Origin of the sequence: Ferdinandcohnia salidurans, from assembly GCF_042680725.1 — a bacterium.
Taxonomy (GTDB): domain Bacteria; phylum Bacillota; class Bacilli; order Bacillales; family Bacillaceae_L; genus Ferdinandcohnia; species Ferdinandcohnia salidurans.
On record NZ_JBHUEK010000029.1, the window covers coordinates 11,686 to 28,076 of the forward strand.

The 16,391-nt window shown below is 38.2% G+C and carries 14 protein-coding genes; 9 read left to right on the plus strand and 5 right to left on the minus strand.

Going from position 1 to position 16,391, the window contains the following annotated elements; translation table 11 throughout:
- Positions 1-8: 8 nt before the first annotated feature.
- The 4 genes from ACFSFW_RS19480 to ACFSFW_RS19495 all read left to right on the plus strand — a co-directional run bounded on the left by ACFSFW_RS19480 (position 9) and on the right by ACFSFW_RS19495 (position 4,460).
- Positions 9-1,700: a cbb3-type cytochrome c oxidase subunit I gene (locus tag ACFSFW_RS19480; RefSeq protein WP_304219909.1), complete on the plus strand. Its 1,692-nt coding sequence runs from the start codon at positions 9-11 to the stop codon at positions 1,698-1,700.
- Between the two features lie 309 nt (positions 1,701-2,009).
- Positions 2,010-2,642, plus strand: a complete 633-nt coding sequence (locus tag ACFSFW_RS19485) for an SCO family protein (RefSeq protein ID WP_304219908.1) — start codon at positions 2,010-2,012, stop codon at positions 2,640-2,642.
- Between the two features lie 4 nt (positions 2,643-2,646).
- Positions 2,647-3,207: a hypothetical protein gene (locus tag ACFSFW_RS19490; protein WP_304219907.1), complete on the plus strand. Its 561-nt coding sequence runs from the start codon at positions 2,647-2,649 to the stop codon at positions 3,205-3,207.
- A 110-nt stretch (positions 3,208-3,317) separates the two neighbouring features.
- Positions 3,318-4,460, plus strand: coding sequence for a trans-sulfuration enzyme family protein (locus ACFSFW_RS19495; RefSeq protein ID WP_388040665.1), 1,143 nt, complete (start codon positions 3,318-3,320; stop codon positions 4,458-4,460).
- Positions 4,461-5,031: 571 nt separating this feature from the next.
- Here ACFSFW_RS19495 and ACFSFW_RS19500 read toward each other — a convergent pair.
- Positions 5,032-5,649, minus strand: coding sequence for a hypothetical protein (locus tag ACFSFW_RS19500; protein ID WP_388040667.1), 618 nt, complete (start codon positions 5,647-5,649; stop codon positions 5,032-5,034).
- 217 nt (positions 5,650-5,866) lie between these two features.
- Entirely contained in the window at positions 5,867-7,261 is a 1,395-nt protein-coding gene (locus ACFSFW_RS19505) for a sigma-54 interaction domain-containing protein (protein WP_388040669.1), read from the minus strand.
- Positions 7,262-7,595: 334 nt separating this feature from the next.
- Here ACFSFW_RS19505 and ACFSFW_RS19510 point away from each other — a divergent pair, with 334 nt between their 5' ends.
- Positions 7,596-8,789, plus strand: coding sequence for an ornithine--oxo-acid transaminase (locus ACFSFW_RS19510; RefSeq protein WP_388040868.1), 1,194 nt, complete (start codon positions 7,596-7,598; stop codon positions 8,787-8,789).
- A 46-nt stretch (positions 8,790-8,835) separates the two neighbouring features.
- Here ACFSFW_RS19510 and ACFSFW_RS19515 read toward each other — a convergent pair whose 3' ends face one another.
- Both ACFSFW_RS19515 and ACFSFW_RS19520 read right to left on the minus strand, forming a co-directional pair.
- A complete protein-coding gene (locus tag ACFSFW_RS19515; RefSeq protein ID WP_388040670.1) occupies positions 8,836-9,834 on the minus strand; it encodes a dimethylarginine dimethylaminohydrolase family protein in 999 nt (332 codons plus the stop codon).
- Between the two features lie 85 nt (positions 9,835-9,919).
- A complete protein-coding gene (locus ACFSFW_RS19520; protein ID WP_165439160.1) occupies positions 9,920-10,087 on the minus strand; it encodes a hypothetical protein in 168 nt (55 codons plus the stop codon).
- A gap of 201 nt (positions 10,088-10,288) precedes the next feature.
- Here ACFSFW_RS19520 and ACFSFW_RS19525 point away from each other — a divergent pair, with 201 nt between their 5' ends.
- Both ACFSFW_RS19525 and ACFSFW_RS19530 read left to right on the plus strand, forming a co-directional pair.
- Positions 10,289-11,578 (plus strand): MFS transporter, encoded by a 1,290-nt coding sequence (locus tag ACFSFW_RS19525; RefSeq protein ID WP_388040672.1) that lies wholly within the window; start codon positions 10,289-10,291, stop codon positions 11,576-11,578.
- Between the two features lie 78 nt (positions 11,579-11,656).
- On the plus strand, positions 11,657-12,646 hold the full coding sequence (locus ACFSFW_RS19530) for an ornithine cyclodeaminase family protein (RefSeq protein WP_304219900.1): 990 nt from the start codon (positions 11,657-11,659) through the stop codon (positions 12,644-12,646).
- Between the two features lie 57 nt (positions 12,647-12,703).
- On the opposite strand, the gene ACFSFW_RS19535 is transcribed toward ACFSFW_RS19530, so the two are convergent.
- Positions 12,704-14,026 (minus strand): DUF2254 domain-containing protein, encoded by a 1,323-nt coding sequence (locus tag ACFSFW_RS19535; RefSeq protein ID WP_304219899.1) that lies wholly within the window; start codon positions 14,024-14,026, stop codon positions 12,704-12,706.
- Between the two features lie 119 nt (positions 14,027-14,145).
- Between ACFSFW_RS19535 and ACFSFW_RS19540 the strand changes: the two genes are divergently transcribed.
- Together ACFSFW_RS19540 and ACFSFW_RS19545 are read left to right on the plus strand one after the other, a co-directional pair.
- Positions 14,146-14,646 carry a cupin domain-containing protein gene (locus tag ACFSFW_RS19540; RefSeq protein WP_304219898.1) on the plus strand — a complete coding sequence of 167 codons (501 nt, stop codon included), beginning with the start codon at positions 14,146-14,148 and terminating at the stop codon, positions 14,644-14,646.
- Positions 14,647-14,982: 336 nt separating this feature from the next.
- Positions 14,983-16,383 (plus strand): tyrosine phenol-lyase, encoded by a 1,401-nt coding sequence (locus ACFSFW_RS19545; RefSeq protein ID WP_304219897.1) that lies wholly within the window; start codon positions 14,983-14,985, stop codon positions 16,381-16,383.
- Positions 16,384-16,391: the final 8 nt, after the last annotated feature.

Below are 16,391 nucleotides of genomic sequence, written 5' to 3' on the forward strand. Positions count from 1 at the left end.
GGAGACCATTGGCAACTATATTAAAAAATTCAGATTTGACATTTAAAGAAAAAACAAACAAAGTTTTAGGGGTTAATCTAGAAGATGCAAAAATTTCGAAATCCTATTTATCAGTAGCATTTATCGCATTATTATTAGGTGGACTTTTTGGATTATTCCAAGGATTAAATCGTGCAGGTCTTCTAGAATTACCAAGTTGGCTTAATTATTATCAAGTATTAACAGCACATGGTCTATTATTAGTAGTAGTATTTTCAGCATTTGTTACAATTGGTTACTTTTACGCAGGTCTTTCTCATGATTTAGGTGGATTATTACCTAAAGTTAGAAGGATGGCATGGGTTGGCTTTTGGACGAAAATCCTTGGAATCGTATTAGTCGTCATTCCTGTTCTAATGAATGAAGCATCTGTTATGTACACTTTTTATCCACCAATGGCAGCACACCCAGTGTTCTATATCGGGTTAGCATTAGTGGTAGTAGGTATTTGGATCTTAGCAGCTGGTGCATTTATACAAGTAGCAAACTGGAGAAAGAAACATAAGGGTCAGCATTTACCAATCCTTTCATTCTTTGCAACTGGTGTATTTATTCTACTAGTTGGTGCAACAGCATTTGTCGCAGTTGAAGTATTATTCCTGATTCTACCATGGACACTAGGCTGGGTAGATACAATTAACGTAATGGTTTCTCGTACACTTTTCTGGGCATTCGGACACACAGCAGTTAATATCTGGTATTTAACAGCTGTATCTGCTTGGTATGTCATTATACCAAAGATCATTGGCGGAAAACGTTGGAGTGACACACTTACTCGTGTAGTTGTTATTGCCTTAGTTATCATGAACATAACTGGTGGATTCCACCATCAAATTATTGACCCAGGAATTAATTTATCAGTAAAATTCCTACACGTATTCATGAGTTTAGCAATTGGTTTCCCATCATTAATGACAGCATGGGCAATGTTTGCAGTATTTGAACGTACTGGAAGAGCAAAAGGTGGTAAAGGTGCCTTAGGTTGGTTTAAAAAGTTACCTTGGGGAGACGTTCGCTTCCTATCACCATTTATCGCAATGGCTGCCTTTATCCCAGCGGGTGCTGGTGGTATTGCACAAACAACGAACCAACTTGACCAAGTTATTCACAACACAATGTGGGTTGTTGGACACTTCCACTTAACACTAGGTATGTCAGTCGTAATGACATTCTTCGGAATTAGTTACTGGTTAGTCCCACATATTTCTGGCCGTGTATTAACAAAAGGAATGAATAAATTAGGTGTTGTTCAAACCATCATCTGGACAACTGGTATGGTTATCATGGCGATCACAATGCACTGGGTTGGACTTCTTGGTTCACCTAGAAGAACATCTTTCACAGACTACTTCGGTAGTGCACAAGCTGCAGGCTGGGAACCATTTATGATGGTAATTGGTATCGGTGCAACACTATTACTTGTAGCGGTAATCATCCAAGTATATGCAGTATTCAATATGATGTTCTTTGCACCAAAAGGCGAAACAGAATTCCCAATTGCTGAAGTAGAAGAAACAGCTTCAAAAACTCCATTCTGGACAGAACGTTGGGGACTATGGGTTGTGCTTATGATTCTAGTAATTGCAATGGCATATGTATTACCATTAACAGAAATGATTGTAAACGCACCTCCAGGATCACCACCATTTAAGACTTGGTAAAAAGAAAAGCGAAGGCGAGCATTTAGCGACGTACGGACTGAGGCCCACACGAAGTGGGTCACACAGACGTTGCCACAGGACGTGGCGTACTTAGTCTGTGTTCTTTAAGGAGATAAAGGAAACACGGGGAGCGAAGCGAGCCGATGTTGACCTTATCGTACGGAGGGTGAGGGAAGTCTCGCAAGTCGCTGCGAGCCGTAGCTAGACAAATAGAAAACCGGAAGTTCCTTAATAGATAGAGATAGCGACACTTCTGCTATCTCTTTCTAATATTAGTAAAGGAAAAACTAGAAATAGGATGTGATCTCCGTGATCAAAAAAAATCGAACGACATTCGCTTGTATTCTAATCTTATTATTTGGATGTGTGCTGTTCTATACGGGAACCGATGGATTACGGGCATTTACTGCAGAAACAGCGAGAGTAAACCAACTAATAGAGGATAAGCCAGCATTTCCAGATGTAACATTTGAGGATAGCGAGGGGCGGACATATCCTATTTCTGAGTTTGAAGATAAATATGTGTTCATCACCTTTATTTACACAGCCTGTACAACAGTTTGTCCACAATTAGAAATGAATATGGCGCAAGTTTATGAGCAGATTCCTCAAGAATACATCGGTAAAGATATCGTCTTTTTAAGTATAAGCTTCGATCCCACAAGGGACGATCCAACAACTTTAAGTAAATATCGCACCTTCTTTGGATCTGACGGGGAAACATGGAGAATGGCTAGGATTTCGAACGAAACGGAATTACAAACCTTACTTGATACATTTGGCGTAATCGTAATCCCTGATGGAAAAGGAAACTTTGCACATAATTCAGCCTTTTATTTAGTGGATCCCAATGGTTTGCTGATTGAAGTAATGGATTATCAGGAAATTGATCAAGCCGCTACAAATGTGACTAGTATTTTAGAAAATCATAAGGGGGAATAGGGCTATGAAACAATTTTTAATCGGACTAGGACTGTTATTCGTATTAGCGCTTCCTCCTGTTGCTAATTTACTAGAGTCAATCATGATCATTCATATGCATATGCAAATGCCTTCAATCGTAATTGCCGGATTTTTTATGGGTAAACTGTTTCAACAAAAATTCCCGCAGTTTTTTGAAAAATGGAACCAAAACGGAATACCAGGGATTTTGTTATTCACTGTAATCATGGTGTATTGGACAATTCCAAAAACAATGGATGAGACATTAACGATTACAAGCATGGAAGTATTTAAGTTTCTTAGTCTATCTTTTTTAGCGGGAGTTCCTCTACGAGATAGCTGGAAGAAACTAAGTGAACGTGCAAAAAATCTCGTCTTTATCTTTTTTACATTGAAATATTTGGGTATGGGCGTGTTATATATAAATACAAATATGCAACTATGTAATAATTACCTCGTAATCGATCAAATCACTCTGGGCTGGGGCTTTATTACAACCGCGATTTGTATTGTCATTTATTTGGTTTATAACAATTATACGGACCAATCAATCTATAAAGAATAGGTGAGAGAAGCTGCAGGTGCAGCTTCTTCTTTTTTAGTGTATTCTGATTGACATGGTTTAAAATAAGGTTCAGAATAATAGCAATAAATAACTAAAAAAGGGTGACAAAGATGGTAAAACGGTTTGAGACAAAATTAATACATAGTATAGAAAAAGCGAAATTACCTATTAGAAGCAAGGTAACACCAATTTATCAAACATCGGCTTTTACCTTTGATAACCTTGAAGATTTAGAGGGTTATTACCAAGGAGAAGGAAATTACTTATATTCGCGAACTGGAAATCCAAATACGGACGAGCTTGGTCAAATGGTAGCAGCAATTGAAGGAGCACCAGCCGGTATCGCTACATCTTCAGGACTATCTGCAATTTTAGCTGGAATTCTGTCTGTTGCAAAAAGTGGAGACCATATCGTCGCAGCAGAGGACGTATATGGGGGAAGCTTTCATCTTCTACACGAAGAGTTGCGTAATCTAGGCGTTGAAACTACCTTTGTTTCCTTCGCAGACCTTGTACAAGTAGAAAAGGCAATCCAACCGAATACGAAACTGCTTTATACTGAATCGATTACAAATCCACTTTTACGAGTAGAAAACCTACCAGCAGTGGTCGAACTTGCGAAACGAAACAACTTAGTCACTGTCGTGGACAACACATTCGCGACACCATATCATTGCAACCCATATGAGCTTGGAGTGGAGGTAGTTGTTCACAGTGCGACAAAATATATTGGTGGACATAGCGATGTAACTGCAGGAGTTGTTGTGGGAAGAGAGGACTTGGTTGCAAAAGCGCGTGCAAAGGTTGTGAATATAGGTGCAAATGTAAGTCCTTTTGAAGCTTGGCTTACAACTCGTGGCTTAAAAACATTGGCCGTTCGCATGCAGGTACAGTCTTCGAATGCTCGAAAACTTGCGGACGCTTTGCGTAACAATCCTAACATAGCAAGAGTGTACTATCCGTTTGATGAAGAAGCTACAGGATATGGAGCAATGGTATCTATCGAACTTGCAAAAACTGTTGATGTGAACCAATTTTTCAAATCGATAGGCTGGGTGAAGCTAGTTCCTACATTAGCTGGAGTTGAGACAACTGTGTCTCATCCTCTAAAGACTTCCCATCGTGCACTACCGCCAGAGGCACAGGAATCATTAGGAATTACAAACGAACTTGTGCGAATCTCGGTGGGAATCGAACATTCCGAAGATATCATTTCTGTATTTGAACAAGCTATCGAAAATTCATTGAGATAAACAAAACGAGTATCCATAATAATTACAAGACACAAAAATAATAATGTTATAGCACCCTTATTTGCAACTTGACGATAGGCTACTGTCGTCGTGCGAATAAGGGTGCTGTTAGTTTGCTTATCAATTCTCGAGGAACTTTTTTTGTCGTTTATGATATCACTTTTACTTTTTTTGGATTTTGCGAATGGTTTTAATCTAGCAATGTTTAAGAAAGCATACGCAATTCTATTTTACGTATGCATTCGTTGCTTTTTTTCTTAAAAATGATACACAAGTGGATTATTTTTACATTTTTCAATTCTTTTAAAATCATTTATACCATTTTATGGATTTTGCGAATGATTTGAATCTAGCAATGTATAAAAAAGCATACGCATTTCAATTTTACGTATGCTTTTGTCACTTTTTTTCTCAAAAATGATACGCAAGTGGATTATTTTTACATTTTTCAATTCTTCGAAAACTTTTATACCATTTTATGGATTTTGTGAATGTTTTTAATCCAGCAATGTTTAAGAAAGCATACGCAATTCTATGCTACGTATGCTTTTGTCACTTGTTAAGCATCCTTTTACCTGAAAAATCTTGCAAGCTCCTCGGTTGAGTAATTTCCTCGTATACCCGGTTTGTTTTCTAGATACAAAATGATTTCCTCTTTAGAATAATACTCTTTAAGACCTGAAATAATCGTATCTAAATATTCATAGGAAGGTTTATTAAAAGCAATCGTATCTATGTCCCAAGGGGCGGTAAACGTAAAAATTGGATAACCGCCATCTTCACCAAGATACAGAATTCTCCCATACCATGCCTTTTCACGGAATATCATCGAACCTGATTCTTTCACTTTTTGTAAATCGATTTCAAATTGCAAACCGCTATTCTCTTGTTTTAACACATCAATAAACTGATCAGATGTAATTAAATACTTCTTGCTATAGGTAGCTGCATCCTCATTAGGGAATCCATCAATAAAGGCAACACCCTTTGAGTCCCATCTCCGAGCTTCCTTCGCAAAATATAATGGGTATGGGATGGTAAAGATTCCTTCATCAATTGGAGATGAGGGATCTTTACACCCAACCTCCGTTTCAGTAGAACCTTTTGGTCTGCCACCCTTTATGTAACAAAGAAATCGTTCACTGTTAATATTTGAGCCATAACTTGCATACCAGACATATTGTTTCACTAGAATCACCAGCCTTTAATTAATAATCATACGTCGAAATCCCTTTCTTGAATAGTACATTACAAAAGCTGCACTTTCACTAGAATCTATAACATATTATTGATTCGACTTATTTCAACTCATTTCCCGAGCAATATTTGTAGAAAAAGAGGGAATATGAGGATATTTGTAGGATCTTAGATAACGAGTAAAAGTGTGAAATTAAGACAAGGATATCTCACTTTGGCTTCTTAATTTCATATTTTTTTAACCGATATTGGAGGTTTTGACGACTCATGCGAAGTGCTTCGGCAGTCTTTGTGACATTAAAATTAAAGTGTTCAAGTACCTGTTTTAGGTATAAGGTTTCTGCTTCCTCCATGTAATTGTCTAACGGCTGAACCTCTACGAGCACAGAAGGTTGTGGACTTGTTTTTGTAGGTGCAGGTTTAATATGTATTTTTTTTCGAAAATGCATGGGGAGATGGTTATAAGAAATCGTATCCTCATAGGTAATGATATTTAATGCTCCCTCAATAATATGCTCTAGCTCCCGAACATTCCCAGGCCAGTCATATTGAATCAATGTCTGTAATACCTCATTATCTATGTTGGTTACTTGCAAACCAAACAGATGATTATATTTTTCCATAAAAGCAAAAGCGAGTTCCTTAATGTCTTCTTTCCGATTTCGTAATGGTGGAATAAAAAGGGTTACAACACCTAATCTGTAGTATAAATCCTTTCGAAGTCTACCCTCTGAAATGGCATCAATGGGGTCCTCGTTCATTGTAGCCAGGATTCTCACATCCATTTTTTTATCCTTAGTATCACCGACTCTTCGTACCACTTTTTCTTGAATAACTCGTAGAAGCTTTGCTTGTAGAGCAGGGTTTAATGAATTAATCTCATCTAAAAGCAAAGTGCCGCCTTCTGCTTGTTCAAATAAACCAGGGCGATCAATGGCACCTGTAAAAGCCCCTTTTGTTGTACCGAAAAGGAGACCCTCAATTAGATTATCCGGTAAGGCAGCACAATTTTGAGAAATAAAAGGGGCAGATGACCTGCTGCTTCCATTATGAATACTTTGAGCAAAAAGCTCTTTTCCTGTACCGGTATCCCCAATAATGAGAACGGAGGAACTTGTCCTGGTAACACGTTTGCTATCTTCAATTACCTCCGAAATTGCAGCGCTTTTTCCTATGATGCTATCAAATGTATAATGAGTATCACTTCTCCGATTCATATTTTCACGTAATAATTTCTCAACTTTTGTAACATCTCGGGCAATTTCCATCGCTCCAATTCGTTGTTTGCCATCCATAATCGGGATTGTGTTATTGATGGTGGTGATTTCCTGACCGCGATTGTTGTAATAGGTCTGTTTAGCATTATTTATGGAAACACCCGTTTTAAGTACTTGAAGCAACGTACTATCCTCATTTTTGTGAAATGAAAATACATCAACAAGCTTTTTGTTTAGAACATCACCTTGGTTCATCCCCTCAATCTGAGCCATCTTTTGATTATAAATAATCGTTGTGCCTTGAGAGTCAACAACGTGTATACCAACGTCCACTTCATTCATTAATTGTTCAGTTGCTTTGTTTTTTAATAGCTCAACTTGTTTCATGATATCCCCACCTTTTTCCTTAATTCCTATTATACGAGAAATAAAAATAGGGGCAAATTATTTTTGCATTATCTGAGGAAAACTGAAAAGGATTTTTGCGCAAAAAACATAGTAGGTGCAAAGAAAATTTGCACTCACGAATGGAGATTATTAAATTATCTTATTTTCTTAAGCTGGTCATTTGTATGAAAAATTGAGTATAATGTGCTCTTTTTAAAGAAAAAAACGAAAAATGCTCCAACGTGAGAAGTTGGCATGATTCTTGCATAAGATAGTAGACAAGAAGAAATTCTCATTAGAACTATAGCTACTGGAGGTTAAATAGATGGCTCAAATGAAAGGCGACTCAAAAACAATCATTGATCAAACGGAAAGGTTTGGTGCAAATAACTATCATCCACTACCAATTGTCATTTCAAACGCAGAAGGGGTATGGGTAGAGGATCCTGAAGGAAACAAGTATATGGATATGTTAAGTGCATATTCTGCAGTGAATCAAGGTCACCGTCATCCCAAAATTATTCAAGCTTTAAAGGATCAGGCGGATCGCGTTACATTAACTTCACGAGCATTTCATAATGACCAGCTTGGTCCATGGTATGAATTAATTTGTAAAATGACAAATAAAGAAATGGCACTACCAATGAACACAGGGGCAGAAGCCGTTGAAACAGCTATAAAAGCGGCACGTAGATGGGCCTATGATGTTAAGGGAGTAAAGGATAATCAAGCCGAAATCATTGCGTGTATAGGCAATTTTCATGGGCGTACAATGACGGCCGTTTCATTATCATCGGAAGAAGAATACAAGCGAGGATTCGGTCCAATGCTACCGGGAATTAAACTAGTACCATATGGTGACATTGAAGCGCTAGAAAATGCGATAACTGAAAATACAGCAGCATTTCTCTTTGAACCCATTCAAGGAGAGGCTGGAATCATTATTCCACCAGAAGGTTTTCTAAAGAAAGCTTTTGAAACATGTAGACAAAACAATGTCTTGTTTATTGCGGATGAAATACAAGCGGGGCTTTGTCGTTCTGGAAAAATGTTTGCATGTGAATGGGATGATGTAGAGCCTGATATGTATATTTTAGGTAAAGCTCTAGGAGGCGGGGTATTTCCAATTTCCTGTGTTGTTGCCAATAAAGATATATTAGGTGTATTTAACCCAGGTTCACACGGTTCTACATTTGGAGGAAACCCAATGGCTTGTGCAGTTTCTATTGCTTCCTTGAACGTTTTAATTGAGGAAGATTTAGCACAACGTTCTCTTGAACTTGGTGAATATTTCATAAATCAATTAAAAGAGATAAAAAATCCAATCATTAAAGAAGTCAGAGGTCGTGGCTTGTTTATCGGAGTTGAACTAACGGAAGCTGCTCGCCCGTATTGTGAGGCATTAAAGCAGGAGGGGCTCCTCTGTAAAGAAACCCATGACACAGTTATCCGTTTTGCTCCACCTTTAATTGTAACGAAAGAAGAGTTAGATTGGGCAATCGAACGAATTGCGAAGGTTCTAGGATAATCTTGTATTTGAAAAAAGGATCAAGACTATTGCGCTTGATCCTTTTTTATTGGTTTATGGTTTCACGAATAAGCGGAAGTGTTAAGCAGTGTATTCCTCCCCCTAGTTTATAGAACTCAGAGATGTCTACAGGGATTATATCTATCCCATTTGCTTTAAGTAATTCCATTGTTTTCACACCAGTAGCGGGGAAAATGAGCCTTCCAGGAGAAATCGGTAACACATTGATTGTTAAAGGGGGATCTTCAGGGTGAACATGGAATAATTCGATCTTCCTTTTATGAAGTTCATCGATAAACCAATAAGGAAGCAGAGCTTTATTAATAAGTGCTTTATTATGATCAATAAGAAGAAATGCTTCATCAAGATGAATGATAGTGGATGGTAAATCAACTGTTATTAAATCAATATTCTGTAGCGAAAGAATGTACTGCAATTGATCAATACCTAGAGGATTTACGCGTTCCGAGCGACCGATAATGGCAGTGTTTTTGTTAAGCATGGTAAAACTTCCGCCTTCCACAAAACCATTGCCTTGGATACAACCCAGAATAGGCATCCCTAATTTACTAAAGGTTTGTTCGGCCAAGCGGGTTTCACCATATCGAATATAAAGGGCAAGCCTAGATAAAATGACACCACTAGGAATTACCATTCCTAAGTCTCTTGTAAAGGTCCTTTCCGGTAATTCCTCATGCTCAGTACGGTCAAGAAAGACAACCTCTATTCCTTCATGCTTCAAAACTTTTACTAATTGGTCATGTTGATTTTGCAAGATCTGTAATTTAGGTTTTGAATTGTTTTCGAGTTCTTCAGGTTGTATGCCCTTTATATACTTTCCTAACAATGGACCTGCTTCAATTTCCTTTTGATTTTTATGAAGTGTTAAAACTTCCTTTCCAGGCCGATGCATTAATACTTTTCTTAGCTGCCCAATATCACTTGTAATACCCCAAGCTTCGCCCCAAACTTCTTTGATAAGTGTAATGTCTTGAAAGGGTTCCTGTACAAGATTTTTTGAAAAATTTAGCTTTTTATTATTCATTTGGATTACCTGCTTTACTTTAGTCTTATATCTAAAGAACCCCCTTGGTTCCATCATGGGGGTTCTTCTTTTTAAAATGCTTTCATTAAGGCATTTCGTCTTCTTTCACTCGGTTCTTAAAAGCTTCATGAGAGACAATGCCTTCCATTTGCTCAAATTGGCGACTATGGTCTTTTTCTTCACTTATGCTGTTCTTTGGAAAGTTGCCAGGATGGCCTTTTTCTTTGTGGTTAAAACTTTTTCCACGACCCATATTCATTTCTCCTTTCAGATGCTATCTTTCGTAGTTTTTGCATTCATGGGTTTTGTATGTATTCCGGATTAATTGGTAAATCGCGGAAAGTAGGGCTTACCTCCTAATATTTGTAATATGCGAATAGTTGTCCTTAATTTGAAATATATACGGTATTGGAATATTTTATTTTTCTTAACTCAGGAAAAAGGGGGAAACAGGATGCGAACGAAGGTGGAGAAGAAGGTACTTGTTGCAAGCCTTGTAGGTAGTTCGATTGAATGGTTTGATTACTTTTTATATGGGACTGTTGCGGCGCTTGTCTTTAATACAGCATTCTTTCATAGTGATGATCCAACGGTTGGATTAATGCTAGCGTACGCTTCATTTGCTTTGTCATTTTTCATCCGACCGCTTGGCGGGGTCATTTTCAGTCATATTGGCGATAAAATTGGGAGAAAGAAAACACTGGTCCTAACTCTTTCACTTATGGGTGGGGCAACTGTTCTCATGGGATTTCTTCCTACCTATGATCAAATCGGGGTAATTGCACCGGTTCTACTTATTTTACTTCGTCTTATTCAAGGAATTGGACTAGGCGGTGAGTGGGGTGGAGCACTTTTATTAGCTGTGGAATATGCCCCAAAAGAAAAGCGTGGACTTTTCGGAAGTATTCCACAAATGGGTGTTACCGTAGGATTATTACTTGGAACTTTAGCTTTATCATTAATGACATTACTACCAGAGGCTGCGTTCATGTCATGGGGCTGGCGTGTTCCGTTCATTCTAAGTGCATTTTTAGTTATTTTCGGCTTGTGGATTCGTAAAGGTATAGAGGAAACTCCTTCTTTCAAAAAGGTACAGGAGAAGGGTGAGGTAGCTAAAATTCCATTTATTGAAACAATGCGTACGCACTGGAAAGAGGTTTTAATTGCAGTGGGGGCAAAGGTTGTTGAAACGGCACCATTTTATATTTTCGGTACATTTATCGTCTCTTATGCAACTTCGCAGCTAGGTTTCTCTCGCACAGCAACCTTAAATGCCGTAACCATTGCAACGATTGTTACGACTTTATTAATTCCTATCATGGGTCGACTATCCGATAAATTTGGACGTAAAAAACTTTATGTCGGCGGAACGATTTTAATGATGTTATATGCCTTCCCTTATTTTTGGTTGCTACACCAAGGGTCTGTTGCATTATTAATTGTTGCAACAATTTTAGGGTTAGGAATCATTTGGGCTCCAATTACAGCCGTACTAGGCACCATGTTTTCAGAGATTTTTAAATCAAATGTCCGTTACACAGGAATTACATTGGGGTATCAAATCGGGGCTGCAGTTGCTGGTGGCACGGCTCCGCTTGTTGCAACGGCATTACTCGCAACCTTTAATGATTCCTATGTACCAGTTGCGTTATATATCATTTTAACCGCTGCTATATCACTTATTGCAGTTGCCACTGTACGTGATCGTAAGAATGAAGCCTTAGATCATGATGAAATCGCGTAGGTGTTTAAGGGGATCGCAAGTGGCGGTTCCTTTTTCTTTTTAATGATATGATGGTAAAAAATAGAAAGAAGGGATACCGTGCTCATTTTATCAGAATCTCAAATTCGATCGTTATATTCTATGTCGGATGCAATTCAAGATTTAGAAGCTGCACTTATACACAATCTTGATGGTAAGGTAATGAATCCTCACCGTACGGTTTTGGTCTTTCCAGAAAAAGAAGCATCTACTTTATACATGCCAAGTTCAATGGAACCGGTTGGTAAATCGGCCGTCAAGGTTGTGACCATTTTTCCGAAGAATCCTTCCATTGGCAAGAAAACGACACAAGGTGTCATTTTACTAAGTGATACTGAAAATGGGGAGCATCTAGCCTGTATTAATGCGTCGTATTTAACTCGTTTGCGGACCGGGGCTGTTAGTGGGATTGCAACGAAGCATTTAGCGAAGAAAGACGCTTCATCTGTTGCTGTAATTGGAACGGGTGCGATGGCAGAGGAACAGCTACAAGCGGTTTTAGAGGTACGTGAAGTAAAGGAAATCATGCTATATAACAGAACAAAAGAAAAGGCTATAATGTTTGAAAAAAGAATTGCAGAATTAAGCCCGGGATATACAGGTTCGATTACAATCATGGATCATCCTGATAAAGCGGTTTCTAGAGCAGATATTGTTATCTGTGCAACTCGATCCGATAAACCCGTTTTTTCAGGGAGATCATTACAGCCTGGAACCCATATAAACGGGGTAGGTTCTTATCTTCCGCATATGCAAGAAGTCGATGAAGGAACGGTCTTGAGGTGTTCGAAGATCGTTGCGGATACGATTGAAGGGGTAAAAGATGAGGCAGGTGATTTGATTATTCCAGCGGAAAAAGGGCTATGGAATTTCTCAGACTTACATGGCGAAGTAGGAGAACTCGCTTCAGGAAAGATTATAGGTCGTGAAGACAACGAGGAGATTACATTTTTTAAATCCGTTGGAATCGCCTATTTTGATCTCGCGGTAGCAGCTGCTGTCTATGAGAAAGCATTGAGGACAGGGATAGGCACTCAGGTTGAAATTTAGGTGAATAATTGGGGGAGAAGAATAGCTACTCCCTCAATATTTTACAAATACCACTTATTATAATGATTGATATTCTTTGCTATGTCCTGTAGCATTCGCAAGTCTTTTAAGTTGTTTGTTTAGATATTGTCGATCAAGTGATAGCAATTCCCCTTTATTAATTCTCTCTACCACAAACTGGGCAAAGTCCCATATCGTCTTTCTAGAGTGTTGGGAGGAATCGGCAATCGAAGTAAGTACACGAAATACTGCCAAAAGGATCGTTACATCATGGACACCATAACTGAGTATTTGAGAAAAGCTTTTATATAAATAATCAGAATAAGTTGGCTGGTCAAAAATAACACGAAGGTTCCTATTTTTATCATTAAAATAGGATTTAGGTAAGTGCTTTTTACTCAGTTTTATTAAAATTCGTCCTAAATTATCAATGCAGTTAATAGCTGTATTGGGATCATTTATTGCAGGTGAAAGTGCCCGTATAGCGATTTCTACAATTTTTGTCATACCAAGCTCGATGTTGGGAAAAGGCGATTGCTTTGAACCGATAGTGATAAATGTTTTATAATCCATTAATGAAGTTTCTTCTTTTTTACCCCAGATTGATAGGACAACCGTCTGCTCATCCACAAAATCATTGATGTTTCTTTCAACTCGAATAATACAGTCATCTTGATAAGCTTGTTCAATAATCCCATTAGTATCAATAAACTGTATATACCCTGCTTTGTCCAAAAAAATTGGTTGAGGATTAATATGCTTAATTTCCTCACCTTCCCAATCATCCCAAGGAGGATCTTCATTAACATCCTTCAAGTCAGATAGATCATTCTCAATTCTTTTTGTTGTACTTTGCGTTATATTGTAAATAAGATTACTCACTTGAATCCAGCTTGTTACATGATGAATGAAGAAAACAAATACAAATAAGCAAATGATTGAAATCGCAATCGCTAATGAAGGAACAATATACCTCGTACCAGAACCAGTATCCTCTAACACAAGTAATAAAACAATGGAATAAACAAAACCACCTACAAACGTTCCTAAAACACGCTGAGTGCTATGGTTTGTAATAAAGTTCTGAAGTGTCCGTGGAGAAAAGTTCGATAGATAAGTCGTCAAAACCACTAGGATTGTTGAAAATGTTATGGTTGTAATGGTCAGTAATGAAGCGGAAATGGTACTTAAAATCGTACGAGCTAGGCTAATGTCTGTAAAGAGCGCGCTTGGTATGATGTGTTGAAGGGCGCTTTGTTTCATAAAAATTGCTTCTAGCTTTATACTAAGAAGTGCCATTATAAAAGCAACAATGCCATACAAGGTAGGAAGATACATGAAGTTTGAACGAATTTTTAAAAATAAGTTGGTAAAAGACATAGATATCCTCCTTTAAGAGAAGTGAATATATATAGTTTTTTACCAAATAGAGGTATTATTCATTGTAAGAGGAATGATGTTTCAGAATATCAAAGAGTATACGTGGAGGGAATATTTTAATGAACACAAATGATGCACAATTCTACATATCACATCTCGGGCTTGAGCCACATCCAGAGGGCGGGTTTTATAAACAAATCTTTGCTTCAGATGTGACGATTCATACGGAGCAAGAAAAACAAAGAAAACTATATACAAGTATTTATTTTCTGTTGAGATCTGAAGATATCTCTCATTTACATAGATTGCAATCAGATGAGCTCTGGTATTACCATGGGGGAAGTTCCTTAACCGTACATATAATTGACGAACAAGGAGAATACAAAGAAGTAAACCTTGGCTTAAAGCTTGACGAGGGAGAGGTTCCGCAAGTTCTTGTGCCAAAAAATTCGATATTCGGGTCTTCAGTTAAAGAGGAGGATACATTTTCACTTGTTGGATGCATGGTTTCTCCGGGATTTGAATTTGAGGATTTTGAATTATTTTCACAAGAGGAATTACTAAAAGAGTATCCGCAGCATGAGGAGGTCATTCGCAGGCTCGCGTTGGAAAAGAAGTAGAGTAGAATAATAAAATGGCTGTATTACGATATATAACAGCCATTTTTTGCATCACAGAATCTCGTATAAACAAACGCTTGATTGAAATTCAAGTTGCCTGAGCCGCTTGGCATAGGGTGCTAAACAAACGTTTGTTTGAAATGAGTATTGCAAAATGAAACAGATTGTTTTGAAACCATATTTCAATAATATTTTCAAACGCCTATCCTTTAACTCTGGAAGGCGTTTTTTTACTGATTTAAAGCGTTTATCGTGCACTGGGAATTCTTGAAAATGATGCATAGAATATTCTACATTATAGATAGACTGAATTTTCAAAAATGTGGAGGGGTTAGGGTGAAAAGAAGAACGGCAGAACCATATAAAATTAAAGCGGTAGAGCCATTAGCGATGTTAACTTATGCGGAACGAAAAGAGGCGCTAAAGCGGGCAGGCTATAATACGTTTTTGATTGATTCTCAGGATGTCTATATTGACCTTCTAACAGATAGCGGGACGAGTGCAATGAGTGACAGGCAATGGGGTGCTCTAATGGTTGGTGACGAAGCCTATGCAGGGAGTAAAAGCTGGAAGAAACTCGAGCAGGCCGTTAGAGAGATTTATGGATATAAATATGTGTTGCCAACTCACCAGGGACGTGGTGCAGAAAACATTTTATCTCAGCTAAAAATAAAACAAGGTGATGTCGTACCAGGGAATATGTATTTTACAACAACACGTGCTCATCAGGAGCTAAATGGGGCACGATTTGTTGATATCATCATTGATGAAGCACATGATTCAACAACAGAGCATCCTTTTAAAGGGAATGTGGATCTTTCTAAATTAAACTCTCTCATTCAAGAGGTTGGAGCAGAACGGATTCCGTATGTTTGCGTGGCGGTAACCGTGAATATGGCTGGTGGACAGCCGGTTAGCATGGAGAACATGAGAGAGGTTTATAACTTGTGTAAAGGCTATGGAATTGATGTGATGTTTGATGCCACAAGATGTGTAGAGAATGCCTATTTTATTAAAGAAAGAGAAGCGGGATATGAAAGTCATCGGATTAAGGATATTTTAAAGGAGATGTTTTCATATTCAGATGGTTGTACGATGAGTGGTAAAAAAGATTGTTTAGTGAATATTGGCGGCTTTTTGGCAATGAATGATGAGGAGTTATATGCAAGGTCGCGTGAGTTGGTGGTTGTTTATGAAGGGATGCCATCGTATGGCGGCATGGCGGGACGCGATATGGAAGCGATGGCACAAGGAATCTATGAATCTGTCGATGACCATTATATCCATCACCGGATAGGGCAGGTCCGTTATCTTGGTCAGCAGTTAATTGAAGCAGGAATACCTGTTGTTCAACCAATTGGAGGCCATGCTGTTTATTTGGATGCAAGAAAATTTTTATCTCATTTGTACCAAGAAGAGTTTCCTGCACAAGCCTTGGCAGCGGCGCTTTATTTAGATTCGGGTGTTAGAGCGATGGAGAGAGGGATTGTCTCAGCGGGTCGAAATAAGGAAACGGGAGAACATAACAAACCGAAGTTAGAGCTCGTTCGTTTAACGATACCAAGAAGGGTCTATACGAATAATCACATGGATGTTGTTGCTGATTCCGTGATTGCACTTTTTGAAAAGAGACATCAGATAAGTGGTTTGCGAATGGATTATGAACCTCCTACGTTACGATTCTTTAATGCGAGGTTTTCACCACTTTCAAAGGACTTAGAATTGATGCCAGAATAATAAAATGA

Coding starts and splice junctions, on each gene's coding strand:
- ACFSFW_RS19490 (WP_304219907.1), top strand. CDS start 2,647: ATGAAACAATTTTTAATCGGACTAGGACTGTTATTCGTATTAGCGCTT.
- ACFSFW_RS19495 (WP_388040665.1), top strand. CDS start 3,318: ATGGTAAAACGGTTTGAGACAAAATTAATACATAGTATAGAAAAAGCG.
- ACFSFW_RS19505 (WP_388040669.1), bottom strand. CDS start 7,261: ATGAAACAAGTTGAGCTATTAAAAAACAAAGCAACTGAACAATTAATG.
- ACFSFW_RS19510 (WP_388040868.1), top strand. CDS start 7,596: ATGAAAGGCGACTCAAAAACAATCATTGATCAAACGGAAAGGTTTGGT.
- ACFSFW_RS19515 (WP_388040670.1), bottom strand. CDS start 9,834: ATGAATAATAAAAAGCTAAATTTTTCAAAAAATCTTGTACAGGAACCC.
- ACFSFW_RS19520 (WP_165439160.1), bottom strand. CDS start 10,087: ATGGGTCGTGGAAAAAGTTTTAACCACAAAGAAAAAGGCCATCCTGGC.
- ACFSFW_RS19525 (WP_388040672.1), top strand. CDS start 10,289: ATGCGAACGAAGGTGGAGAAGAAGGTACTTGTTGCAAGCCTTGTAGGT.
- ACFSFW_RS19535 (WP_304219899.1), bottom strand. CDS start 14,026: ATGTCTTTTACCAACTTATTTTTAAAAATTCGTTCAAACTTCATGTAT.
- ACFSFW_RS19540 (WP_304219898.1), top strand. CDS start 14,146: ATGAACACAAATGATGCACAATTCTACATATCACATCTCGGGCTTGAG.